21 protein-coding genes and 2 tRNA genes are annotated in these 19,353 nt (G+C 62.2%); 12 read left to right on the forward strand and 11 right to left on the reverse strand.

Annotated elements, in window-relative coordinates:
• Positions 1–56 precede the first annotated feature (56 nt).
• From ANTHELSMS3_RS19925 to hisH, 5 genes are all read left to right on the forward strand, one after another.
• Positions 57–131, forward strand: a tRNA-Gly gene (locus ANTHELSMS3_RS19925).
• Positions 132–199: 68 nt separating this feature from the next.
• Positions 200–274 (forward strand) — tRNA-Gly (locus tag ANTHELSMS3_RS19930).
• Positions 275–361: 87 nt separating this feature from the next.
• Entirely contained in the window at positions 362–1,414 is a 1,053-nt protein-coding gene (locus ANTHELSMS3_RS19935) for a hypothetical protein (RefSeq protein ID WP_094036390.1), read from the forward strand.
• 87 nt (positions 1,415–1,501) lie between these two features.
• Entirely contained in the window at positions 1,502–2,089 is a 588-nt protein-coding gene (hisB, locus tag ANTHELSMS3_RS19940; protein ID WP_094036391.1) for an imidazoleglycerol-phosphate dehydratase HisB, read from the forward strand.
• A gap of 61 nt (positions 2,090–2,150) precedes the next feature.
• Complete coding sequence (hisH, locus tag ANTHELSMS3_RS19945) at positions 2,151–2,786, forward strand: imidazole glycerol phosphate synthase subunit HisH (RefSeq protein WP_094036392.1); 636 nt, start codon at positions 2,151–2,153, stop codon at positions 2,784–2,786.
• Positions 2,787–2,897: 111 nt separating this feature from the next.
• Here hisH and ANTHELSMS3_RS19950 read toward each other — a convergent pair whose 3' ends face one another.
• Positions 2,898–3,290 (reverse strand): DUF2147 domain-containing protein, encoded by a 393-nt coding sequence (locus ANTHELSMS3_RS19950; protein WP_094036393.1) that lies wholly within the window; start codon positions 3,288–3,290, stop codon positions 2,898–2,900.
• Between the two features lie 120 nt (positions 3,291–3,410).
• Positions 3,411–3,794 carry a DUF2147 domain-containing protein gene (locus ANTHELSMS3_RS19955; RefSeq protein ID WP_094036394.1) on the reverse strand — a complete coding sequence of 128 codons (384 nt, stop codon included), beginning with the start codon at positions 3,792–3,794 and terminating at the stop codon, positions 3,411–3,413.
• Between the two features lie 134 nt (positions 3,795–3,928).
• Between ANTHELSMS3_RS19955 and hisA the strand changes: the two genes are divergently transcribed.
• A complete protein-coding gene (gene hisA / locus ANTHELSMS3_RS19960; RefSeq protein WP_094036395.1) occupies positions 3,929–4,651 on the forward strand; it encodes a 1-(5-phosphoribosyl)-5-[(5-phosphoribosylamino)methylideneamino]imidazole-4-carboxamide isomerase in 723 nt (240 codons plus the stop codon).
• A 4-nt stretch (positions 4,652–4,655) separates the two neighbouring features.
• Here the strand turns inward: hisA and ANTHELSMS3_RS19965 are convergent, their stop codons facing one another.
• On the reverse strand, positions 4,656–5,105 hold the full coding sequence (locus ANTHELSMS3_RS19965) for a DUF302 domain-containing protein (RefSeq protein ID WP_094036396.1): 450 nt from the start codon (positions 5,103–5,105) through the stop codon (positions 4,656–4,658).
• A 142-nt stretch (positions 5,106–5,247) separates the two neighbouring features.
• On the opposite strand from ANTHELSMS3_RS19965, the gene hisF reads away from it, so the two are divergent.
• The 4 genes from hisF to ANTHELSMS3_RS19985 all read left to right on the forward strand — a co-directional run bounded on the left by hisF (position 5,248) and on the right by ANTHELSMS3_RS19985 (position 8,027).
• Positions 5,248–6,006 carry an imidazole glycerol phosphate synthase subunit HisF gene (hisF, locus tag ANTHELSMS3_RS19970; RefSeq protein ID WP_094036397.1) on the forward strand — a complete coding sequence of 253 codons (759 nt, stop codon included), beginning with the start codon at positions 5,248–5,250 and terminating at the stop codon, positions 6,004–6,006.
• A 115-nt stretch (positions 6,007–6,121) separates the two neighbouring features.
• On the forward strand, positions 6,122–6,427 hold the full coding sequence (locus ANTHELSMS3_RS19975; RefSeq protein ID WP_094036398.1) for a phosphoribosyl-ATP diphosphatase: 306 nt from the start codon (positions 6,122–6,124) through the stop codon (positions 6,425–6,427).
• A gap of 11 nt (positions 6,428–6,438) precedes the next feature.
• The gene (locus tag ANTHELSMS3_RS19980) at positions 6,439–6,972 is read left to right on the forward strand and encodes a YcxB family protein (RefSeq protein ID WP_094036399.1); all 534 of its coding nucleotides are present in this window, start codon (positions 6,439–6,441) and stop codon (positions 6,970–6,972) included.
• Between the two features lie 77 nt (positions 6,973–7,049).
• On the forward strand, positions 7,050–8,027 hold the full coding sequence (locus tag ANTHELSMS3_RS19985; protein WP_094036400.1) for a zinc-binding metallopeptidase family protein: 978 nt from the start codon (positions 7,050–7,052) through the stop codon (positions 8,025–8,027).
• A 70-nt stretch (positions 8,028–8,097) separates the two neighbouring features.
• Here ANTHELSMS3_RS19985 and ANTHELSMS3_RS19990 read toward each other — a convergent pair whose 3' ends face one another.
• The 4 genes from ANTHELSMS3_RS19990 to ANTHELSMS3_RS20005 all read right to left on the reverse strand — a co-directional run bounded on the left by ANTHELSMS3_RS19990 (position 8,098) and on the right by ANTHELSMS3_RS20005 (position 13,328).
• On the reverse strand, positions 8,098–8,565 hold the full coding sequence (locus tag ANTHELSMS3_RS19990) for a CoA-binding protein (protein WP_094036401.1): 468 nt from the start codon (positions 8,563–8,565) through the stop codon (positions 8,098–8,100).
• A 187-nt stretch (positions 8,566–8,752) separates the two neighbouring features.
• The gene (locus tag ANTHELSMS3_RS19995) at positions 8,753–9,802 is read right to left on the reverse strand and encodes a DUF2235 domain-containing protein (protein WP_094036402.1); all 1,050 of its coding nucleotides are present in this window, start codon (positions 9,800–9,802) and stop codon (positions 8,753–8,755) included.
• Entirely contained in the window at positions 9,783–12,080 is a 2,298-nt protein-coding gene (locus ANTHELSMS3_RS20000; protein WP_094036403.1) for a xanthine dehydrogenase family protein molybdopterin-binding subunit, read from the reverse strand. Before ANTHELSMS3_RS20000 ends, ANTHELSMS3_RS19995 begins: the two co-directional genes overlap by 20 nt.
• A 111-nt stretch (positions 12,081–12,191) precedes the next feature.
• Positions 12,192–13,328 (reverse strand): type III PLP-dependent enzyme, encoded by a 1,137-nt coding sequence (locus ANTHELSMS3_RS20005; RefSeq protein WP_094036404.1) that lies wholly within the window; start codon positions 13,326–13,328, stop codon positions 12,192–12,194.
• Between the two features lie 111 nt (positions 13,329–13,439).
• On the opposite strand from ANTHELSMS3_RS20005, the gene ANTHELSMS3_RS20010 reads away from it, so the two are divergent.
• Entirely contained in the window at positions 13,440–13,874 is a 435-nt protein-coding gene (locus ANTHELSMS3_RS20010; protein WP_094036405.1) for an Lrp/AsnC family transcriptional regulator, read from the forward strand.
• Positions 13,875–14,028: 154 nt separating this feature from the next.
• Here the strand turns inward: ANTHELSMS3_RS20010 and ANTHELSMS3_RS20015 are convergent, their stop codons facing one another.
• Positions 14,029–14,634: an inner membrane-spanning protein YciB gene (locus ANTHELSMS3_RS20015; protein WP_094037262.1), complete on the reverse strand. Its 606-nt coding sequence runs from the start codon at positions 14,632–14,634 to the stop codon at positions 14,029–14,031.
• A gap of 40 nt (positions 14,635–14,674) precedes the next feature.
• On the reverse strand, positions 14,675–15,577 hold the full coding sequence (locus ANTHELSMS3_RS20020; RefSeq protein WP_094036406.1) for an EamA family transporter: 903 nt from the start codon (positions 15,575–15,577) through the stop codon (positions 14,675–14,677).
• A gap of 71 nt (positions 15,578–15,648) precedes the next feature.
• Between ANTHELSMS3_RS20020 and ANTHELSMS3_RS20025 the strand changes: the two genes are divergently transcribed.
• On the forward strand, positions 15,649–16,131 hold the full coding sequence (locus ANTHELSMS3_RS20025) for an MgtC/SapB family protein (protein ID WP_094036407.1): 483 nt from the start codon (positions 15,649–15,651) through the stop codon (positions 16,129–16,131).
• Between the two features lie 5 nt (positions 16,132–16,136).
• Here the strand turns inward: ANTHELSMS3_RS20025 and ftsY are convergent, their stop codons facing one another.
• Both ftsY and ANTHELSMS3_RS20035 read right to left on the reverse strand, forming a co-directional pair.
• Positions 16,137–17,303 (reverse strand): signal recognition particle-docking protein FtsY, encoded by a 1,167-nt coding sequence (ftsY, locus tag ANTHELSMS3_RS20030; protein WP_094036408.1) that lies wholly within the window; start codon positions 17,301–17,303, stop codon positions 16,137–16,139.
• 209 nt (positions 17,304–17,512) lie between these two features.
• A complete protein-coding gene (locus ANTHELSMS3_RS20035; protein WP_094036409.1) occupies positions 17,513–19,198 on the reverse strand; it encodes an NAD(P)H-dependent oxidoreductase subunit E in 1,686 nt (561 codons plus the stop codon).
• Between the last annotated feature and the right edge of the window lie 155 nt (positions 19,199–19,353).

Genomic DNA, 19,353 nt, shown 5'->3' on the forward strand with positions numbered 1-19,353 from the left:
TTTTCCGCTTGCCCCCCCGGACGACAAACGCTAAATCCCCGCTCACCATTTGGCACGCGGGCGTAGCTCAGGGGTAGAGCATAACCTTGCCAAGGTTAGGGTCGGGCGTTCGAATCGCCTCGCCCGCTCCAAATGGCCGGTCTTTCCGGACGGTTACCCACCGTCTTTACCCAAGGGACCGGGACGACAGGATGGATATGCGGGCGTAGCTCAGGGGTAGAGCATAACCTTGCCAAGGTTAGGGTCGGGCGTTCGAATCGCCTCGCCCGCTCCATCCACCTCTCTCTGGTTTACAGGATGTCCGGTTTACAAGTCGCATGTCGCTGGTTAGCGTCAGGGCGCTTTTCTCCGGAGTCACCTTATGAAAACCCTTGTCCGCGCCATCTTTCTCACGCTGGTTGCCGCAACCGCGCATGCCGAGCCCATGAGCTTTGCCTTGCGTGGCAATGGCGGCAATTGCAACGGCTGCGAATGGATCGCCGCCACAGGTGAAATCACGGCGGACACACCTCAAGCGCTCAGAGAGTACATCGGCGACAGGGATCGGCTTTTTGCCGAAGTGATGTTCGACTCACCCGGTGGAAACCTTGGGGCCGCGATTGAGGTCGGGCGCATCCTGCGCGCAGCCCAAGCCCGCACATCCGTCGGTCGTAGTGCTCCGATGGAAGGTCTGCCGCAGTGGCACGAACGGCGTGACGGTGGCCGCTGCGCCTCCGCATGCGTTTTCGCGCTGCTCGGCGGTAGCACCCGTTGGGCCGAAGGCGGCGAACTGGGCGTCCACCAGTTCTATACCCCCACCGGCTCGAATATCCCCACGGCGGCCACGCAGCAGATCATGGGGCAGATCGTCCTTTACCTGATCGAAATGGGCATTAGCCCCGAATTTCTGACCCTCGCCAGCAAGATCCCCGGCGACCGGATGCACTACCTGACCGAAGCGGAATTGGACCGGCTGGGCATCGCCACGTCCAGCAGCCTGTCCCCCCTGCGACTGGAAGTTGGCGATGGCGGGCTTGTGGCCCGCTGGGACGCGTTGGACGATGACGGCAGCCTGTCCCGCGCGCAGAGCCTGCGCTGTTCACGCGCGCAGGGCGGCTGGCTGCTCTCGGTTCTGCACACCGGGGTTGGTGCGAGCAATGGCGTCCCTGACCGCACAATAGGCGCGCCGGATATGCATATCGCTTTGGGCGACCGCGTTGTTCCCCTCTCGTTCGACAATGTTGCCGTGCTTGGACCGACAGGGACGGACTATACAATTTCGGTGCACCTGCCGGTTGATCTATACCGGCACGCCGGCCAGAATCTGCGCTTTGTCACCAACGAGATGCGAAACTTCTTCATGGTTCTGTCCGCCACCGGCACGGTGCCCGACGCCGCCACCCTCGACGTCCTGACCCGCGCCTGCGGGGACTAAGCGCCACGGCATCCGCAATTCGCGCCGCCGCCCCTTTGCCTACCCTGCGCCCGCCCCTATAAGGCGCGGACCACAGGGGAACACACCATGCGCATCGCCAAGATCACCCGCACAACCGCCGAGACCGACATCAATGTTGAATTGAACCTCGATGGCACCGGCGTCTACGACAACCAGACCGGCGTCGGTTTTTTCGATCACATGCTGGATCAACTGTCACGCCATGCGCTGATCGACATGACGGTGCGCGCGACAGGCGATCTGCACATCGACGATCACCACACGGTTGAGGATGTCGGTATTGCCATCGGTCAGGCATTGACGCAGGCGATGGGCGACAAGACGGGTATCGTGCGCTACGGTTCGTGCCTGTTGCCGATGGATGACGCCCTGGTGCGCGCGGCGCTGGATCTGTCGGCGCGCCCTTTCCTGATCTGGAACGTGGACCTGCCGACGCAAAAGATCGGCACCTTCGACACCGAACTGGTGCGCGAGTTCTTTCAGGCGCTCAGCACCCACGGCGGCATCACCCTACACATCGACATGTTGCACGGGGTAAACAGCCACCACATCGCAGAGGCGGCGTTCAAGGCCGTTGCGCGCGCCCTGCGGGATGCGCTGGAAACCGACCCGCGCAAGGCGGATGCGGTGCCTTCGACCAAGGGCGCGCTATAGGCCGCTTGATCCGCCCTGCCCTTTGCGCAACCAGACGCGCACCATTCCACGGGAGCCCGCGATGCTGACGGCAATCATCGACTACGAAAGCGGCAATCTGCATTCCGCCGAAAAGGCGTTTCAAAAGATGGCGGTTGAGACCGGTGCAGGTGAGGTGCGCGTCACTGACGACCCTGACGTTGTCGCCGCTGCCGACCGCATCGTGCTACCCGGCGACGGGGCGTTTCCCGCCTGCGCCAGCGCCTTGCGCGCCTCGGGCTGTTTTCAGGCCATGGTCGAGGCGGTGGAAACCCGGGGTCGGCCGTTCCTAGGTATCTGCGTCGGAATGCAACTCATGGCCCGCAAGGGGCATGAGTACACCGAAACGCCCGGCCTTGGCTGGATCGACGGTGAGGTTGAACGGATCACTCCCGATAGCGCGGCGCTGAAAGTGCCCCACATGGGCTGGAACGATCTGGTCATCGACCGCCCGCATCCGGTGTTGGACGGCATCGCCACCGGCGAACACGCCTACTTCGTGCATTCCTACCAGATGCGTGTTCAGGATGCCGCCCAGCGCGTCGCGCATGTCGACTATGGGGGCGATGTCACCGCCATCGTCGCGCATGACACAATGATCGGGTTTCAGTTCCATCCGGAAAAAAGCGCCGCAGCGGGGCTGCGCATGATCGCCAATTTCCTGACGTGGCGCCCCTGAGGACCAGAGCCGGAATTCGGTTTTTTCTCTGTCGGAATACAAAAAAAATTAGGCCGCAGGCGGGGCGGATCATGCCAAACACCTTTGGCATGATCCCCTTTCACCTTGGTATCAGTTCACGCGCGTCCAGGTCTGTCCGTCGCACACCAGTGCCTTGCAGCCGGTCACGCGCAGCGTGTTGCCCGACAGTTTGGCCTTGGCGTTCGCGGTGACGTTCAGCAGCGGAACAAAGACGGTTCCGCCGTCATAATTCCCGCTGCTGCCGGGTTTGAGATCCCAGAACAGGCGCTTGCCGACGTTGGCGGTTTTCACCGCGTTGCCTTGGGCGTCAAAGGCCTTGACCACGGTTCCGCATAGCGCCGCGCCGCAGGTGGCAATCTGAATATGACTTGTCAGGTTCTTACGATCCGGTTCAGTCTTCCAAAGGCCAACAGCCGGATCTGCGAAGGCTGGAGCCGCCAAGCTGACGAACACCAGGGGGGCGAGCAGGCGAAAACGGGTCATGGGCAAACATTCCTTTGCACTAGAGTACCAACTCGCTGGCATATGGCCCCGCAAAGTGCAAAATCCAGTGGCTTCAAACCCGCCCATGAAAATAATTCGGGGCGGGCCTGTCAGAGGCGCTTACTGCACCCGGCTCCATGTCTGGGCCGAACAGATCAGCCCGCCCGCCACGCAGCCGCGCAGCTTCAGACTGTTGCCGTTCAGGGTCATTTTTCCGATGTAGATCTTGTTATTGGACGGACGCCAGACATTGCCCGCGTATTTGCCACCGCCACTGGGCGCCATGTCGATGACCAGCTTCTTGCCCTTGTTCGACGAATTGTACTCCCCCTGCGCGTTGAACGTGCGCGAGATCACGCCGCACAGCTTGGCACCGCAAGGAGCCATGGTGACGTGGGCATAGCTGCCGTCATCGGTTTCGGTTTTCCACACACCCTCGATCGGGTCGGCGGCGGCCACCCCTGCGATCACGCTCAGTACCGCTGCAACCTTTACAATCTTCATCCCGGTCTCCTCCCGTTTTGACAGTTTGGACTGTGACGGCTCTGCGACGCACCGATCAAGCGTGACGCAGGGTCGGCTTGCGTCTGTCGTGGCGTCATAATAAGGCGCGGGAAATCTCTGGAAGGGCAGCTTACATGATCCTCTACCCTGCGATCGACCTGAAGGACGGCAATGCCGTACGCCTGTTGCGCGGCGACATGGACAAGGCGACCGTCTTTAACGAAGACCCCGCTGCACAGGCGCTGGAATTTGTCGCCAAGGGCTGTGAGTGGCTGCACCTTGTCGACCTGAACGGTGCTTTCGCTGGCGCACCGGTGAATGCCGCCGCCGTCGAGGCGATTTTGGAACAGTGCAAGACACCCACCCAGCTGGGCGGCGGCATCCGTGACATGGCCACCATCGAGATGTGGCTGTCCAAGGGGCTGGCACGGGTGATCCTTGGCACCGTGGCGGTCGAACGCCCCGAACTGGTACGCGAGGCGGCCCGCGCCTTTCCCGGTCAGGTCGCCGTGGGCATCGACGCCAAGGATGGCCGCGTCGCCACCAAGGGCTGGGCCGAGGTGACGCAGGTTGATGCCGTCGATCTGGCGCGCAGCTATGAGGACGCAGGCGTAGCCGCGATCATCTATACCGACATCAACCGCGATGGCGCGATGCAAGGCCCCAATGTCGAGGCGACAGCCGCGCTGGCCAATGCCGTGACCATCCCGGTCATCGCCTCGGGCGGCGTGTCCTCCATCGCCGACCTCAAGGCGTTGCGCGATTGCGGCGCGCCGCTGAACGGGGCCATTTCCGGCCGCGCTCTATACGACGGCGCGATTGACCTCAAAGAGGCGCTGGATACCCTCAAGGGCTGAGCGGCTACATGCCCGCCGCCGCCCCTGTCAGCTTTTTCAGCGCGCCCTGCATCATCGCGATATAGGGCGCGTCCTCTGCAATCCCCTCCAGCGCGGTCAGCTCTGCCGGATCGGCATAGGCCAGCCACGTCTGGCCGTCCGCATCGCTGTAGACCAGCACACGCAGCGGCAGCAACAGACCGGCCTCAATGTCATCCTGCATGGCAGGTGTGCCCAGCTTGGGATTGCCAAAGATCAGCAACTGCGCCGGGGCCAGTTCCATATCGACGCTCATCGCGCCGCCCGTGTGATCGACCCGGGCAAAGACCGTGGCCCCTGCCCCTTCAACGGCGGCCTGCAGCGCGTCCATGACCTCTGGCACTGGCGCATCGGCCTTTACCTTCAGGGTCTCGCCCATGACCATGGCCGGAAGTCCGGCCAGTACGACCGCCGCTGCTGTCATCATCTTGCGCATTCTGTCACTCCTTTGAATTGATTCTTGGCGTCAGCCTGAGGCATTGGTGCACCTTTGCCCATGAACAACCCGGTGATCCGCGCGTGAGTTCCATTCCAATCGGCCCCTTCCCAACCCGGCCAATTCGCGCTACGCGATCTTCATGCTGAAAACCCGTATCATCCCCTGCCTCGATGTCGCTGACGGCCGTGTGGTCAAAGGCGTCAACTTTGTCGATCTGCGCGATGCCGGTGACCCGGTCGACGCCGCCCGCGCCTATGACGCCGCCGGCGCGGATGAGATCTGTTTTCTCGACATCCACGCCACCCATGAAAACCGGGGCACCATGTTCGACGTGGTCACCCGCACCGCCGAGCAGTGCTTTATCCCGCTGACCGTCGGTGGCGGCGTGCGCACGGTGGCCGATGTCCGCGCCTTGCTGCTCGCAGGTGCGGACAAGGTGTCGTTCAACTCTGCCGCCGTCGCCAACCCGGATGTGGTGGCAGAGGCCGCCGACCAGTTTGGCAGCCAGTGCATTGTCTGCGCCATTGACGCCAAAACTGTAGAGCCGGGCCGGTGGGAGATCTTTACCCACGGCGGGCGCAAGTCCACTGGCATTGACGCGGTAGAGTTCGCCAAGATGATCGCCGCCAAGGGCGCGGGGGAAATCCTGCTGACCTCCATGGACCGTGACGGCACCAAGGCCGGCTTCAACCTGCCGCTGACCCGCGCAATTGCCGACGCGGTGGATATTCCCGTCATCGCAAGTGGCGGGGTCGGCACGCTGGATCACCTTGTCGAAGGCGTGACCGAAGGCCATGCCAGCGCCGTGCTCGCCGCGTCGATCTTTCACTTTGGCACATTCACTGTGGGACAGGCCAAGGCGCACATGGCAGCCGCCGGTATCCCGGTGCGGATCTGACAGCGCCGCGTGATCACCAACTTCCCGGTCACGCAGGAGTGGACCAAGGAACCGCATCGACCCCGGCTTGACACACCATCCTGACCGGCGACCGCCGCTATCGAAGGACCGCACCATGACCCTAGACGATCTGGAACAGACCATCGCCGCCCGTGCCGCCGCCTCACCTGACGACAGCTGGACCGCGAAACTCCTGGCCAAAGGGCCGGAAAAATGCGCTGAGAAGTTCGGAGAAGAGGCGGTTGAGGCGATCATCGAGGCGGTGAAGAACGACCGTGAGAAACTGACATCCGAGGCGGCGGATGTGTTGTTTCACCTGCTGGTCATGCTGAAATCCCGCGATGTGGCACTGGCCGATGTCATGGCCGAACTGGCCCGCCGCCAAGGCACATCGGGCATCGCCGAAAAAGCATCCCGCTAACGGAGACGTCCATGGCCGACCTCAGTTTCACCGGAACGGTTTCCGGGTTGAACCACGCGCGCATTTGCGGACGTCTGCGCAAGCGGCATCAACCGTGGTTGATGCGGTGGGGCGTTTTGGTGTGCGTAGGCGTCTACATCGTCCTGCTCATCCTGCTGGTCCTCATCGCCAATCTGACCGGTATGCGCCTGCCAAGCTGGTCGTCGTATTTACCGCTGGCGGGCCTCTTCGCTGTACTGATCGGCCTCGTCCGCTGGCGTCGCCGCCATGTCTGGGACTCGATCCGCGATGCACCTATCCGCAGCGCTCCGCAACAGTTCGACCTGACCCCCGAGGGCCTGCATATTCGCGGCGACCTGATCGAAAGCCTGATCCGCTGGCCTGCGGTTCTGGATGTGATCGAAGACCCCGAGGGACTTTTGCTGTTGACCGGGCAGATGGAATACATCGTCATTCCAACACCCGCCTTCGCGGACCCGGACGCGCTGCGCGCTGCAAAAGCCGCCTGTGAGGACTGGATCAAAGCGACCCGCGCGCCCATTTGATCAAAAAAGCCTACGACACAACGCAACCACAGCGTATCGTCGCGCGTTGCCCGTCAAACCGCCTTGAAAGGTCCCCGATGCAAATCTTCAAATGTCCGACCTGCCAAACGCCGCTGTACTTTGACAATGACCGGTGCGCCTGCGGGCAGCAGGTCAGTTTCGACCCAGAGGCGCAGGTCATGGTCGTCACGTCGGACAGATGCGCCAACCATGCGGCCATCGGTTGTAACTGGCTGCCCGAAACCGACCCCGAGGCCGAGGGGCTTTGCCGATCCTGTGTCATGACAGAGGTCGTTCCAGACCTGCGAGAGACCGACAACCAGCCGCTCTGGGCGCGTACCGAAGAGGCAAAGCGCTGGATGCTGGCCAATCTGGCGCGCTGGGGCTGGTTCACCGACGCTGACCCCGGCGACCGCCCGGTGTTCCGCATGCTGTCAGAGGAAACCGCCCATGGCGACGCCGAGGTGACCATGGGCCATGCCTTTGGCGTCATCACCATCAACGTGACAGAGGCCAACGAGGCTTTGCGCGCCGAACGGCAGGACCAGTTGGGAGAGCTGTATCGCACCATGCTGGGCCACATGCGCCACGAGTGCGCGCATTTCCTGTTTGAGCGCCTGTCAAAGGACAAGGGTTTTCTACACGCCTTCCGGCAATTGATCGGGGACGAACGCGCCGATTATGCCAAGGCACTGGAACGACACTATTCCGCGCCGCGCGATCCGGGCGAGACCCATGTCACGCCCTACGCCACCGCCCACCCGCACGAGGACTGGGCCGAAACAGTTGCGCACCTGCTGCACCTGGTCGATCTGGCCGACAGCGCCGCTGCGGTCGGGCTGGCCCTGCCCGGTGGCCCGGTGCCCGGATATGATGCGTATGCGGACCCCGATACCAATGCCGTGCTCAACCACGCCATCCAGTTGTCGATGGCTGTGACCCATGTGAACCGGGCGCTGGAACTGCCGGACCTCTACCCCTTTGTCCTGACGCCGCCCGTGCGCAAGAAAATGAGCTTTACCCATCGCCACCTGCGCGTCGCCGCCGCAGAATAGCTGATGCCAAGGGACGGCGGGCGGGGCGTCTTTCGCGCGGTACGCGCGAAACAGCGTCCGTCCGGCGTCCCTACAGTTTTGACGAAATGATCCCGGTGTTGAACCCACCCATGCGCAACTCACCGAACAGGCGCTGGTATTCAATCTTGGGGCAACGGTCCATCACCACATCCACGCCGCGCGCCTCTGCCAGCGCGGCGGCCGCGTCGTTGATTACGCCGATCTGCATCCAGATGGTCGCCAGCGACGGGAACACTGCCAACGCCTCTTCGACAATCGGCAACACATGTTCGGGGCGGCGAAAGATATCGACCATGTCGACCTCTTTTGGGCAATCCGCCAGCGTGGCCCGCACCTCTTGTCCAAACAGAACCTTGCCCGCGTGGCCCGGGTTTACCGGAATGACCCTGTACCCCTTCAGCGACAGATAGCGCGCCACATAATAGCTGGGCCGGACCGTATTCATCGACACGCCCACGACCGCTATCGTTTTGGTGCGGGTGAGAATCGCTTTCAGTTTATCGTCTGCGTACTGCATCTCTCAGCCTTAGCCTGCCGCGCTCTAAAGAAAAAGCGCCCGGGACGAAGCCCGGGCGCAAGTCACGGAACGAGGGACAGTGAAGGTCTCACGGGGGTTCCGATCCCGTGGTCCTGAACAAGAGATAGGCGATAATGCCACAGTTCCAAGCCCTGTAAAGAAACTGTGAACTATTTTCTTGACGAGACTATTCGGCCACTTGCGGCGCGGCAGCGGCCAGAACGCGGACAAGACTGGGGTGCAGGCTCTCGGAGGGGTCCAGCCCGATTGTGCGCCCGCCACGCAGGACAAAAATCTTTCCCAATCCCATCCATGTGCCGACCGAGGGGGCCGTTGCATCACACGGAAACCGGGCACGCCAACCGGCTGGCAGATCGACGCCGCAGCCCTCCAGCTTTTCCAGCATCCAGACCAACGGGATATTGGACAGGGGCCGCGCCGCCTCGAAATGGCCCAGTTGCCCGCCGATGTCGCCGTGGGTGCCGCGAAACCAGACCTGTTCAACCCTCCCCGCCCAACCGGGCGGGGACACCCACATCACCGGCGCAAAGGCGGCGCGGGTCTCATCATGCGCGAGCGCGTGATAGCCATGTCGGATCGACGACCCCAATGCGTGCGAATGAAAATCATGCTCGGGTTCAGTCAACCGCCAGAGCAGCGGCAACCGCAGGCCCAGCGCCTTGACGGTGTCCCACACGCCGACCATCTCGATCGGGGCACTGTCATGGCAGGTGCGTGCGGCAAAGGCGCGGGCCGCCTCGCCCTTGGGCGCGTATTGGTACAGCCGGTAAATCTGGCGAATATTGCGCTCTGTCGCATTTTCAGCCCGCAACAGACCGACCATGTCGATCACCCCGGCCAGAGACCGGGCCGCATAGGCCCCGCGCGAGTAGCCCATCAAAAAGATACGGTCACCCACACGATAGCGCGAGGCCAGATAGCCATAGGCGCGCCGGATCTGCCGGTTGATGCCCCGGCCCAGCGCGACATCCGGGGTGGTGCCCCAATCGGTCCACTGCACCCCTGCCTCGTAAAACAAAGAGGCGTGACCCGCCTCACGCAGCAATTGATAGGTCAGCCCGGCGTTGGTTTCCAACCCGGGCGTGAGCGAGGACATGGTGCCGTCAAGGATAATGACATGATCGACCGGCCCGCGCCGCAGCGCATAAGCCGAATGGTCCGCCGCCGGTCGGCGACGGAACCAGCCGAACAGAGTGTCACTCAGCCGCGATTGCATCGCCTTCCAGCATGGCCCAGACGCGCTGCGGCGTGAAGGGCATGTCCACTTGTCGGATTCCGCGATCCCATACCGCGTCCTGCACCGCATTCGACACCGCCGCCAGCGCACCCACTGTCCCGGCTTCGCCACAGCCCTTCATCCCCATGGGGTTGGCGGTGGATGGCACCGGCTCAAAGTCGAACCCGATCATCGGTACACTGTCGGCGCGGGGCATCGCGTAATCCATGAACGAGGCGGTGAGCAGTTGGCCATCCTCGTCATACACCACCCGTTCCGTCAGCGCCTGACCGATGCCTTGAACCACACCGCCATGCACCTGACCCTCTGCCAGCATCGGGTTGATCAGGTTGCCGAAATCATCAACCACGTTGAAACGATCGCAGATCACCTCACCCGTCTCCGGGTCAATTTCGACCTCGGCCACATGGCAGCCATTGGGATAGGATCGCCCCGGCAGGGTCGCAGTTTGCTGCCAGCTCAGCAGGTCGTCACGCCCCGCCTCACGCGCCATCTGCGCCACCTCCAGCATGGTCGGCGTCACGTTCGACCCATCGGCGCGGAAGGTTTCATCGTCAAATCGCACGTCAGAGGCATCCACGCCCAACTCACCCGCGAGAAATTCAGAGAACCCTTCGACGATGGAGGCAACCGCCGCCAAGGTCGCGTTGGTCTGAACGGTGACAGAGCGTGACCCGCCAGTGCCGCCACCGCTGGCGATCAGGTCACTGTCGCCCTGCACCACCTCGATCCGATCCGCCGGAATGCCGGACTGGTCGGACAGGAATTGCCGGAACACGGTTTCATGCCCCTGCCCATTCGACTGGGTGCCGACATAGATCTTTGCGCCGCCGTCCTCGGTGAATTCCACCTTCACGTCCTCATTCGGAGCGCCAAGGATAGATTCGATGTAATAACAAGTCCCCAAGCCGCGCAACTTTCCCGCCGCCTCGGACGCGGCCTTGCGCGCCGCAAACCCGGCAAAATCTGCAGAGCGTTCGGCATGTCCCATGACCCGGACAAAATCGCCCACGTCATAGTTTTCGCCAGTGACGGTCTTGTAGGGAAACTGGTCCGGTTTGATGAAGTTGATCCGACGCAATTCCAGAGGGTCCAGACCCAATTCGCGGGCGGCACGGTCCATGACCCGTTCCAGCACATAGATCGCCTCTGGGCGACCAGCACCGCGATAGGCGTCGACCTGCACCGTATTGGTGTAGAACCCTTCGCAACGATAGTACGCCGTCTGGATGTCATAGGTACCGGTCAGTACCCGGGCAAACAGGTTCGACTGGATCATCTGCCCGAAATGTCCGTTATAGGCCCCCAGATTGGACCGTGTGTGCAAACGGTAGCCAGTGATCCGGTTGTTTTCGTCAAAGGCCAGTTCGGCCAGCGTCACCAGATCGCGCCCGCCATTGTCCGACAGCATTGCCTCTGTCCGGTCCGACATCCAGCGCACGGGGCGGCCGGTTTCCTTCGCGGCATAGGGCAGTACAAAATACTCGGGATAGGGAAAACCTTTCATCCCAAAGCCGCCGCCGACGTCGGGGTTGGTGATGCGGATCTGCTCCGGCTCCATATGATAGGTGCGCGCCAGCTCACCCTTCATGCCCCAGACGCCCTGCCCGCCAAAGGCCAGATGCACGCGCCCGTCTTGCCATTCGGCATAGGCGCCGCGCGGCTCCATCGAGTTCACGATGATCCGGTTGTCGCCAACCTCAAGGCTGACGGTCTTCGCCGCCGCCGCAAAGGCCGCGTTGGTGGCCTCCTCATCGCCGATCCCGAAATCAAAGGCGCGGTTGTCGGGCGCCTCGGCATGGATCGTGTTTTCTCCTGCGGCAATGGCCATGGCCACCGGCAATTCGTCATAGTCGAACTCAATCATCTCTGCCGCGTCGCGCGCCTGCTCCAACGTCTCTGCGATGACCACGGCCACGGGTTCGCCAACATAGCGCACACGGTCCTCGGCCAGCACCGGGCGTTTGGGGTTGGCCCCTTTCGTGCCGTCACGGTTGCCGGCCAATGTAGACGCCATACTGATGTCGATCCCGGTGGCCACCATATCCGCCGCTGTCACGACCAGATGCACCCCCTCTGCGGTACGCGCATCGCTCACGTCCAGCGTGGTGATCCGGGCATGGGCCACCGGCGAGCGGAACACATAAGCGCGCAACGATCCGTCTGGTGCAATATCATCAACATAGCGGCCATGTCCGGTCAAAAACCGGACGTCTTCGACCCGCGTCACCGGCTGGCTCTTGCCGAACTTGTCCATGGGACTCTCCCTCGCGCTGAATGGTGTTTCGCGGGACATTAGTCGTCATGACGCGGGTGTCCAGAGGCGCGGCCTTCTGATCCGCCCGCAATCGTCTCCGTAGGTCGACTTTCAGGCAATCGGACCCGATCGGACCAAGGTCACAATCCGCCGAACACCATAACCGTTGAATTTCGTTGCAAGCGCCGTCGAATAGGCCCCACAGCCGTGGAGGAGTAGATAGTCTTCCTCTTGCACCCCCTCTGGCAGGGATACCTTGTCTGCCAGCCGGTCAAGGCTATCGCAGGTTGGGCCAAAAACCGTCATGGGACGGGCAGCCCCGGCGCGCATAGTTCCATCGGGCTCAAGCACCGTCACCCGGGTAGATGGCCGCATGTCACGCCATTCTCCCAATGCGCCATAAACCCCGTCATTCAAAAAAACTGTGTCGCCGTCTCGCGCCTTGATCCGCAGCGCAAGGTCACACGCCTCTGCCACCATCGCGCGCCCCGGCTCACAGACCAGTGCCGGACGCTTCATGCCAAAGGCTCCGTCCACCGCGCCGTCGATGGCGGCAAACAGCGCTGGCAAATCCGGGGCCGGATCCTCACGATGGGCCGGAAATCCTCCGCCGACGTTCAGACGGTGCAGTCGAACGCCCGCCGCACCGGAAATCTCTGCTGCCGCACGAATATAGCTCTGCCAGGCTTGCGGCTCGCGACATTGGGTTCCGGGATGAAAGGTCAGCGACGGCACGCCACCGCGCGCAACCACCGCACGCAACAGCGCGCCGGATTCCTCCGGTCCCGCCCCGAATTTCAACCCGAAATCATAGGCCGCCCCGGCAACTGGCAACTTCAGCCGAACAGCGATTTCCGCGCCGTCCAACGGTCCCAACTTGTCCAGTTCCGATATCCGGTCAACCGACCACGACGTGATCCCATAGCTCCGCGCCGCCACGATCTCTGCATTCGACCGGATCGGGTTGTGGTAATGCAACCGGGCCTGCGGTGCCGCCCGCCGCACCTGTTCCATCTCTTCGGGGGAGGCCACGTCAAACGCCGCCATTCCCGCCGCCACCAACCCGTCCAAAACCACCGTATCGGGATTGGCCTTGACCGCGTAGGTCACCTCACCGGGAAAGTGGTCCATGAACAATGCTGCCGTGGCCTGCAACCGTGCCGGATCGTAGAAAAAGACCGGTTCATCGGGACACATGCGCGCCAACCATAGCGCGGGATCGCGTTGAAATGCCTGCTGTAGCGCCATGTTGCTGCCTCCTGTTCGCCAACCCTCATAGTCTGAGGCTTGATACGGGCGGTTTCACCCGTCAAACTGGACAAAAGACATTGGCAGACCGGGCGAAAAGACAAGACAACCATGCAAATAGACGAAACAGATCGCGCCCTAATCGCAAGCTTGTCAGAAAACGCCCGCCTGCCAGTGGCCGATTTGGCGCGCCGTCTTGGTCTGGCGCGCACGACCGTTCAAGCGCGGCTGGACCGGCTGGAGGCACAGGGCGCTATCGCTGGCTACACCCTGAAACGTGGGCCCGGCCTGCACCCGGCCCTGCGCGCCACGGTGCTGATTTCTGTTGAACCGCGCGCCACCGCCGCCGTGCTGTCGCGCCTGAAGTCGCTGACAGCTGTCGAAACCGTCCACACCACATCTGGCCGATTTGACATGATCGCGACGCTCAGCGCCGACACAACAGAGGCGCTTGATCACACACTGGACACCATCGGTGAGGCCAAAGGCGTCAAAGCCTCAGAAAGCCTGATCCACCTCAGCACACGGATTGACCGGGGCAGTTAACGCCGCCAGCCCGTTCACGGGTGGATGGCGAAGCGGCAAACGCGCCGTCAGGCGTGCCCACTGGGTCGGCGGGCGGGCGATGTTGCGACCCGTAGGGCCGCAACGAGTCCCGTACGACGCCCCGCCCCACATCAACGAGGTAACCTGTCCAGCTTCACTCGCTGTCCGTTTCCTCGCTGCCGTGTTCCTTGAACAGCCCCCCCTGAAACAGAAAAAACAGGAACACCGCCGCTGTCAGCCCGAAAGTCTTGAAATAAACCCATGTGTCCGTGCTCATCGTGCGCCAGATCACTTCGTTCAGAACCGCAAGGCTCAAGAACAGCACCATCACCCGCCGCGTCAGGATCATCCAGCCCTCATGCTTGAGCGGGATCAACCCCTCCATCACCAATTGCAGCCAGCTTTCACCGCGCATCAGTCCGATAGCCAAGGCACCACCGAACAGCAGATAGATCAGCGTCGGCTTCATCTTGAAAAAGCGGTCGTCGTTCAACCAGACGCTCAACCCGCCGAAAACCACGATCAACACCGCTGTGACCAACTGCATCCGGCTCAGATGTCCGGTCAGCCACCACAGCGCGCCCATGGCCAGCAGAAAGACCGGGATGAACCCCGCCGTGACCACAATGAACCCCTCGTACTCGGTGCCCCCGATGACAAAAGTTCGGTCCTTGAGCCACAAGTAGGCCACGAAGAACGCCAGGATCGGGCCGAACTCCAGCGCCGTCTTGACCATCGGGTTGACCTGCCGTTTTTCCATGCCGCGCGTCTCCATCCTGTTTCAGCCTCCCTTAGGGGCTTCAGCCACCAAGCTCAACAATCACCGCCCCCGCCGCGATCAGGGTCATCAGCGCAATCCGCCGTGGCCCCACCGTTTCCCGCAGCACCAACCAGCCGATGACAGCAGCAAACACTGTCGAGGTCTCGCGCAGCACCGCCGCCTCGCCAACCTTATCCAGCCGGGTGGCCAGCATCACCGACCCAAAGCTGCCATAGGCGATCAAAGCCCCGGCCAGCCCCCGCGTCAGCAGCGGTTTCAGCGGCACACCTGCCAGTCGCTGCCGCATCGGCGTCACCAGCATCATCAGAGGAAAGTCCAGCGAGGCGAGGAAAAAGAACCACGCCAGAAAGGTGAACGGGTTCGCCGTCGCGCGGATGCCATAAGCGTCATAGGTGGTGTAGAACGCCACAAACAGACCCGTCGCCAGCGCGTATCCCAGTGCCGGGACCAGAGTCTCGCGCGCGGTCTGCAAAAAGATCAGGTTGTAGACCGCCAGGCCAAAGATACCCGCCAGCAAAACGCCCAAGCCCATCCACTGCACAGCGGTAAATGTCTCGCCGAAGATCAGCCAGGCACCGATGACGGCAAACAAGGGTCCGGTGCCACGCACCACCGGGTAGACCACCGTGTAGGCCCCCCTCATATACGCCATGGCTTGCAGGTATTTGTAGCCAAAGTGGATCACAACCATGCCCGCAAAAAGCGGCCACATATGTGGTTCCGGCCAGGGCACCAGAAAAATCATCGGAAAGGTCAGCACGACCAGCCATCCGTCGATCGCCACGCGCGACACCCATGGATCGTGCCGTCCTTTTTGCAGCGCGCCAAAGACCGCGTGCAAAAAGGCCGCCAGCAGGGCCAGCATCAGCGCCGCCTGATGTCCTGCTTCGGTGCCTTCAAGTGTGATCAGCCAATCGCTCACCGGGGCACATCCGACAGGGAACCCGGCTTTCCCCAGCACGTTGACCTTGTGAGCCGCTGAAAGAGTCTGTGATGTTTGAAAGCCTGTTGAATGAAATCCAAGGCGACTTTTCCGCTGTCCCGGCCTGGGCCGCATTCTTCCGGCTGAGTTGCGCGCTTCTTCTGGGCGCGGTGATCGGCATCGAACGGGAGTGGCGCAGCAAACCTGCCGGGTTGCGGACGCATATTCTGGTGGCCGTGGCCGCCTGCCTTTTTGTCATCATCGGGCAAGAGTTGAGCGCGCTGAGCTTTGGCGACGCCGGTCAACAACGCAATGACCCCCTGCGCATGATCGAGGCGGTGACCGCAGGCGTTGCCTTTTTGGCCGCCGGCCTGATCGTTACCGCGCAGGGCGAGGTGCGCAACATCACCACCGGCGCCTCGCTCTGGCTTGCCGGTGCCGTGGGGCTGGGCTGCGGTGCCGGTCGTATCACCTTGGCTGCAATGGCAACCGCGATGGTTGTCATGGTTCTGGCCCTGCTCAAATGGGTCGAAGTGCTGGCGCGCGGTCGCTAGACTGCTCATTCCACGGCCAGCCCGGTGAGGGCGGCGGCAAATTCCTCAGGGTCAAAGGGCGCAAGATCGTCGATCTGCTCCCCCACACCGATGGCGTGGATCGGCAGACCAAACTTGTCCGCCAGCGCCACCAGCACACCACCGCGCGCCGTGCCGTCCAGCTTTGTCATCACCAGACCCGTGACATCGGCCAGCTTGCGAAACGTCTCGACCTGACTGAGCGCATTTTGTCCGGTGGTCGCGTCCAACACCAGCAAGGTGTTGTGCGGGGCGTCGGGGTCTTTCTTACGGATCACGCGGACAATTTTGGACAGTTCTTCCATCAGGTCGGCGCGGTTTTGTAACCGACCGGCGGTATCAATCAACAGCAGGTCAGCGCCCTCGGCCTGCGCCTTCGTCATGGCATCGAACGCCAGACTGGCCGGGTCACTGCCTTCGGGCGCGGTCAGGACCGGCACGCCTGCGCGTTCGCCCCAGACCTGCAACTGCTCGACCGCGGCGGCGCGGAATGTGTCACCCGCAGCAATGACCACCTTCTTGCCCGCCGCCTTGAACTGGCTGGCCAGCTTGCCGATGGTCGTGGTCTTGCCCGACCCGTTCACCCCGACAACAAGCACAACCTGCGGCTTCTTTGAATACAAAGGCAGCGGACGCGCGACCGGGTCCATCACGCGGGCAATCTCGGCGGCAAGCGCTTGCTTGATTTCTATGACCGACAGCCGCTTGCCAAACCGACCTTCGGCGATGTTGGCGGTCACGCGCAAGGCCGTGTCCACGCCCATGTCCGAGGCAATCAGCAGTTCCTCGAGTTGTTCCAACATGTCATCGTCCAGCACCCGACGCGCCACTGGCGCGCTTTCGGCCTGACGCCCCAGCAGCCGCCCAAGCAGACCACCTTGCGGTTTCGCAGGCTCGGCTTTCGGGGGCTCAGCGGGGTGAGGGGCATGCGACAGTTCCTGAGGGCTTGCCGCCGACTTTGCCAGTTCCGGCGGTCTGTCAGATGCCGGAGGGGCCTGGGATGCCGGGGGAGATGGAGGCGGGGACTGGTTCGTCGCGGCCTCGACCTCCGAAGCGGCGTCCTCGCCCCCGTCCTGAACAATAGCGTCGAGTCCCTCGTCCAGTTTGGACGAGGATTTCATCAACCGGTTCTTGAGCTTGCCGAAAAAGGACATGAGGGTCGCCTGATGCTGCGGTTTCCTCCACCTAATACGCCTGAGCCTGCAATGGAAGGCAGCTTGCAGCAAAGGAAGGGCCAGCGGCCGACAACATCGCGCCTACCACGCCTCACGCAGAGTGTTTCGCTTGACCAAATCCAGCCAAAAACTTGTCCACAAGCGGCTGTGGACAAGTTTTCTAGACAAAATGCGATCTGCCGCCCGGATCAGACCTCATCAGGGAAATGCTTGATGGTCATGCGGATCGGGTTTGGCGCCGCCTGCCCCAAACCGCAGATCGAGGCATCTGCCATGGCCACGCAGAGTTCCTCAAGCAACGGCTGGTTCCAGCGTTCGGCGCTCATCAGCTTGACCGCTTTTTCGCAGCCCACCCGGCACGGCGTACACTGGCCACAGCTTTCGTCCTCAAAGAACCGCAACATATTCAGTGCAGCATCGCGGGCGCTGTCCTTGTCGGACAACACGACAACCGCCGCCGATCCGATGAAGGTGCCGTGGGGTTGCAATGTATCGAAATCCAGTGGGATGTCGTCCATAGACGCGGGCAACAGGCCAGATGACGGTCCGCCCGGCTGATAGGCTTTCAAGGTGTGCCCCTCGGCCATGCCGCCCGCCGCCTCGATCACGTCAAGGATGGTCGACCCGGCTGGCAAAAGATGCACACCCGGCTGCGCCACGCGACCGGATACAGAGTAGGACCGCAGCCCTTTGCGGCCGTTCTTTTCCACTCCAGACAGGATTTCTGGCCCTTCTCGGCAGATCTTGGCAACCCAGAACAGCGTCTCGATATTGTGGACCAGCGTCGGACGGTCAAACAGACCGACCTGCGCAACAAAAGGCGGCCGATGGCGGGGCATACCGCGCTTGCCCTCAATCGATTCGATCATCGCGCTCTCTTCGCCGCAGATATAGGCACCCGCGCCGCGTCTCAGGTCGATATAGCCTTTTTCGACAACGCCCGCGGCTTCGATCTTGGCAATCTCGATGCGCAGGATCTCCAGCAGGGCCGGGTATTCGTCGCGCATGTAAATGTAGCAGCGATCTGCTTCTACCGCCCATGCGGCGATCAACATTCCCTCAAGAAAAACATGAGGTTCCCGTTCCAAGTGAAAGCGATCTTTGAAGGTTCCCGGTTCTCCTTCGTCGCCATTCACCGCCAGATAGCGCGGTCCGGGGTTGGCGCGGACAAAACCCCATTTGCGCCCCGAGGGGAAGCCCGCGCCGCCCAACCCGCGCAGGCCAGAGGACAGCACAGTTTCCTGCACAACCTCCCAGTCGCCATTTGCCCGCAGGTCTTTCAAGACGGCATAGCCACCATCTGAGGAGTAGGCGTCAAACCCTTGATATTCCGGTATATGTGCGTGCGTATCACCGGCAGAGACCGCGGCGCGCACCTTGTCCACGGTGGCATGGTCGATGTGGTTGTGGCCCAGTTCCAGCACCGGTGCGGTATCGCAGCGCCCCATGCACGGTGCGCGCACAACACGGACCTCCGCCGGGTCCATGCCCTCTTCCAGTGCGGCGCGCAGTTGTTCGGACCCAGCCAGCTCACACGAGAGTGAGTCGCAGACACGGATGGTCAAGGCGGGCGGCGGGGTTTCCCCCTCTTTGACGATGTCGAAATGGGCGTAGAAGCTCGCGACTTCATAGACTTCGGCCATCGACAGACGCATCTCTTCGGCCAAGGCCCGCAGATGCGCAGCCGACAGGTGACCGTAAGCGTCCTGAATCAAATGCAGGAATTCGATCAGTTGATCGCGGTCGCGCGCCCGTTCGCCCAGCAGCGCCTTGACCTCTTCCCAGGCCTGATCCTCGACCTGGCGGCCCTTGGGCGTGACCCGCCCCTTGCCCTTGCCCGATTTCCAGACGCCTTTGCGTTCGTCGAGTGCCATGAATAACTCCCTTGCCTGTGGCGCAGCATATATCCGTTCCGCCGGGCGCAGAGACCGAAAAGCGACACATTCCCGCGTCGCCGCGCCTAGAAAAACGCCCGGTTTCGTCGCATCAGGAACGGAAAGTTCCGATATGTTAAACTCCGGGCCATATG

This window comes from Antarctobacter heliothermus (assembly GCF_002237555.1).
Classification (GTDB): domain Bacteria; phylum Pseudomonadota; class Alphaproteobacteria; order Rhodobacterales; family Rhodobacteraceae; genus Antarctobacter; species Antarctobacter heliothermus_B.

Coding starts and splice junctions, on each gene's coding strand:
- ANTHELSMS3_RS19985 (WP_094036400.1), top strand. CDS start 7,050: ATGCAAATCTTCAAATGTCCGACCTGCCAAACGCCGCTGTACTTTGAC.
- ANTHELSMS3_RS20010 (WP_094036405.1), top strand. CDS start 13,440: ATGCAAATAGACGAAACAGATCGCGCCCTAATCGCAAGCTTGTCAGAA.
- hisA (WP_094036395.1), top strand. CDS start 3,929: ATGATCCTCTACCCTGCGATCGACCTGAAGGACGGCAATGCCGTACGC.
- ANTHELSMS3_RS20025 (WP_094036407.1), top strand. CDS start 15,649: ATGTTTGAAAGCCTGTTGAATGAAATCCAAGGCGACTTTTCCGCTGTC.
- ANTHELSMS3_RS20015 (WP_094037262.1), bottom strand. CDS start 14,634: ATGGAAAAACGGCAGGTCAACCCGATGGTCAAGACGGCGCTGGAGTTC.
- ANTHELSMS3_RS20005 (WP_094036404.1), bottom strand. CDS start 13,328: ATGGCGCTACAGCAGGCATTTCAACGCGATCCCGCGCTATGGTTGGCG.
- ANTHELSMS3_RS20035 (WP_094036409.1), bottom strand. CDS start 19,198: ATGGCACTCGACGAACGCAAAGGCGTCTGGAAATCGGGCAAGGGCAAG.
- ANTHELSMS3_RS19975 (WP_094036398.1), top strand. CDS start 6,122: ATGACCCTAGACGATCTGGAACAGACCATCGCCGCCCGTGCCGCCGCC.
- ANTHELSMS3_RS20000 (WP_094036403.1), bottom strand. CDS start 12,080: ATGGACAAGTTCGGCAAGAGCCAGCCGGTGACGCGGGTCGAAGACGTC.
- ANTHELSMS3_RS19995 (WP_094036402.1), bottom strand. CDS start 9,802: ATGCAATCGCGGCTGAGTGACACTCTGTTCGGCTGGTTCCGTCGCCGA.
- hisH (WP_094036392.1), top strand. CDS start 2,151: ATGCTGACGGCAATCATCGACTACGAAAGCGGCAATCTGCATTCCGCC.
- hisB (WP_094036391.1), top strand. CDS start 1,502: ATGCGCATCGCCAAGATCACCCGCACAACCGCCGAGACCGACATCAAT.
- ANTHELSMS3_RS19955 (WP_094036394.1), bottom strand. CDS start 3,794: ATGAAGATTGTAAAGGTTGCAGCGGTACTGAGCGTGATCGCAGGGGTG.
- ANTHELSMS3_RS19990 (WP_094036401.1), bottom strand. CDS start 8,565: ATGCAGTACGCAGACGATAAACTGAAAGCGATTCTCACCCGCACCAAA.
- ANTHELSMS3_RS19965 (WP_094036396.1), bottom strand. CDS start 5,105: ATGCGCAAGATGATGACAGCAGCGGCGGTCGTACTGGCCGGACTTCCG.
- ANTHELSMS3_RS19980 (WP_094036399.1), top strand. CDS start 6,439: ATGGCCGACCTCAGTTTCACCGGAACGGTTTCCGGGTTGAACCACGCG.
- ANTHELSMS3_RS19950 (WP_094036393.1), bottom strand. CDS start 3,290: ATGACCCGTTTTCGCCTGCTCGCCCCCCTGGTGTTCGTCAGCTTGGCG.
- hisF (WP_094036397.1), top strand. CDS start 5,248: ATGCTGAAAACCCGTATCATCCCCTGCCTCGATGTCGCTGACGGCCGT.
- ftsY (WP_094036408.1), bottom strand. CDS start 17,303: ATGTCCTTTTTCGGCAAGCTCAAGAACCGGTTGATGAAATCCTCGTCC.
- ANTHELSMS3_RS19935 (WP_094036390.1), top strand. CDS start 362: ATGAAAACCCTTGTCCGCGCCATCTTTCTCACGCTGGTTGCCGCAACC.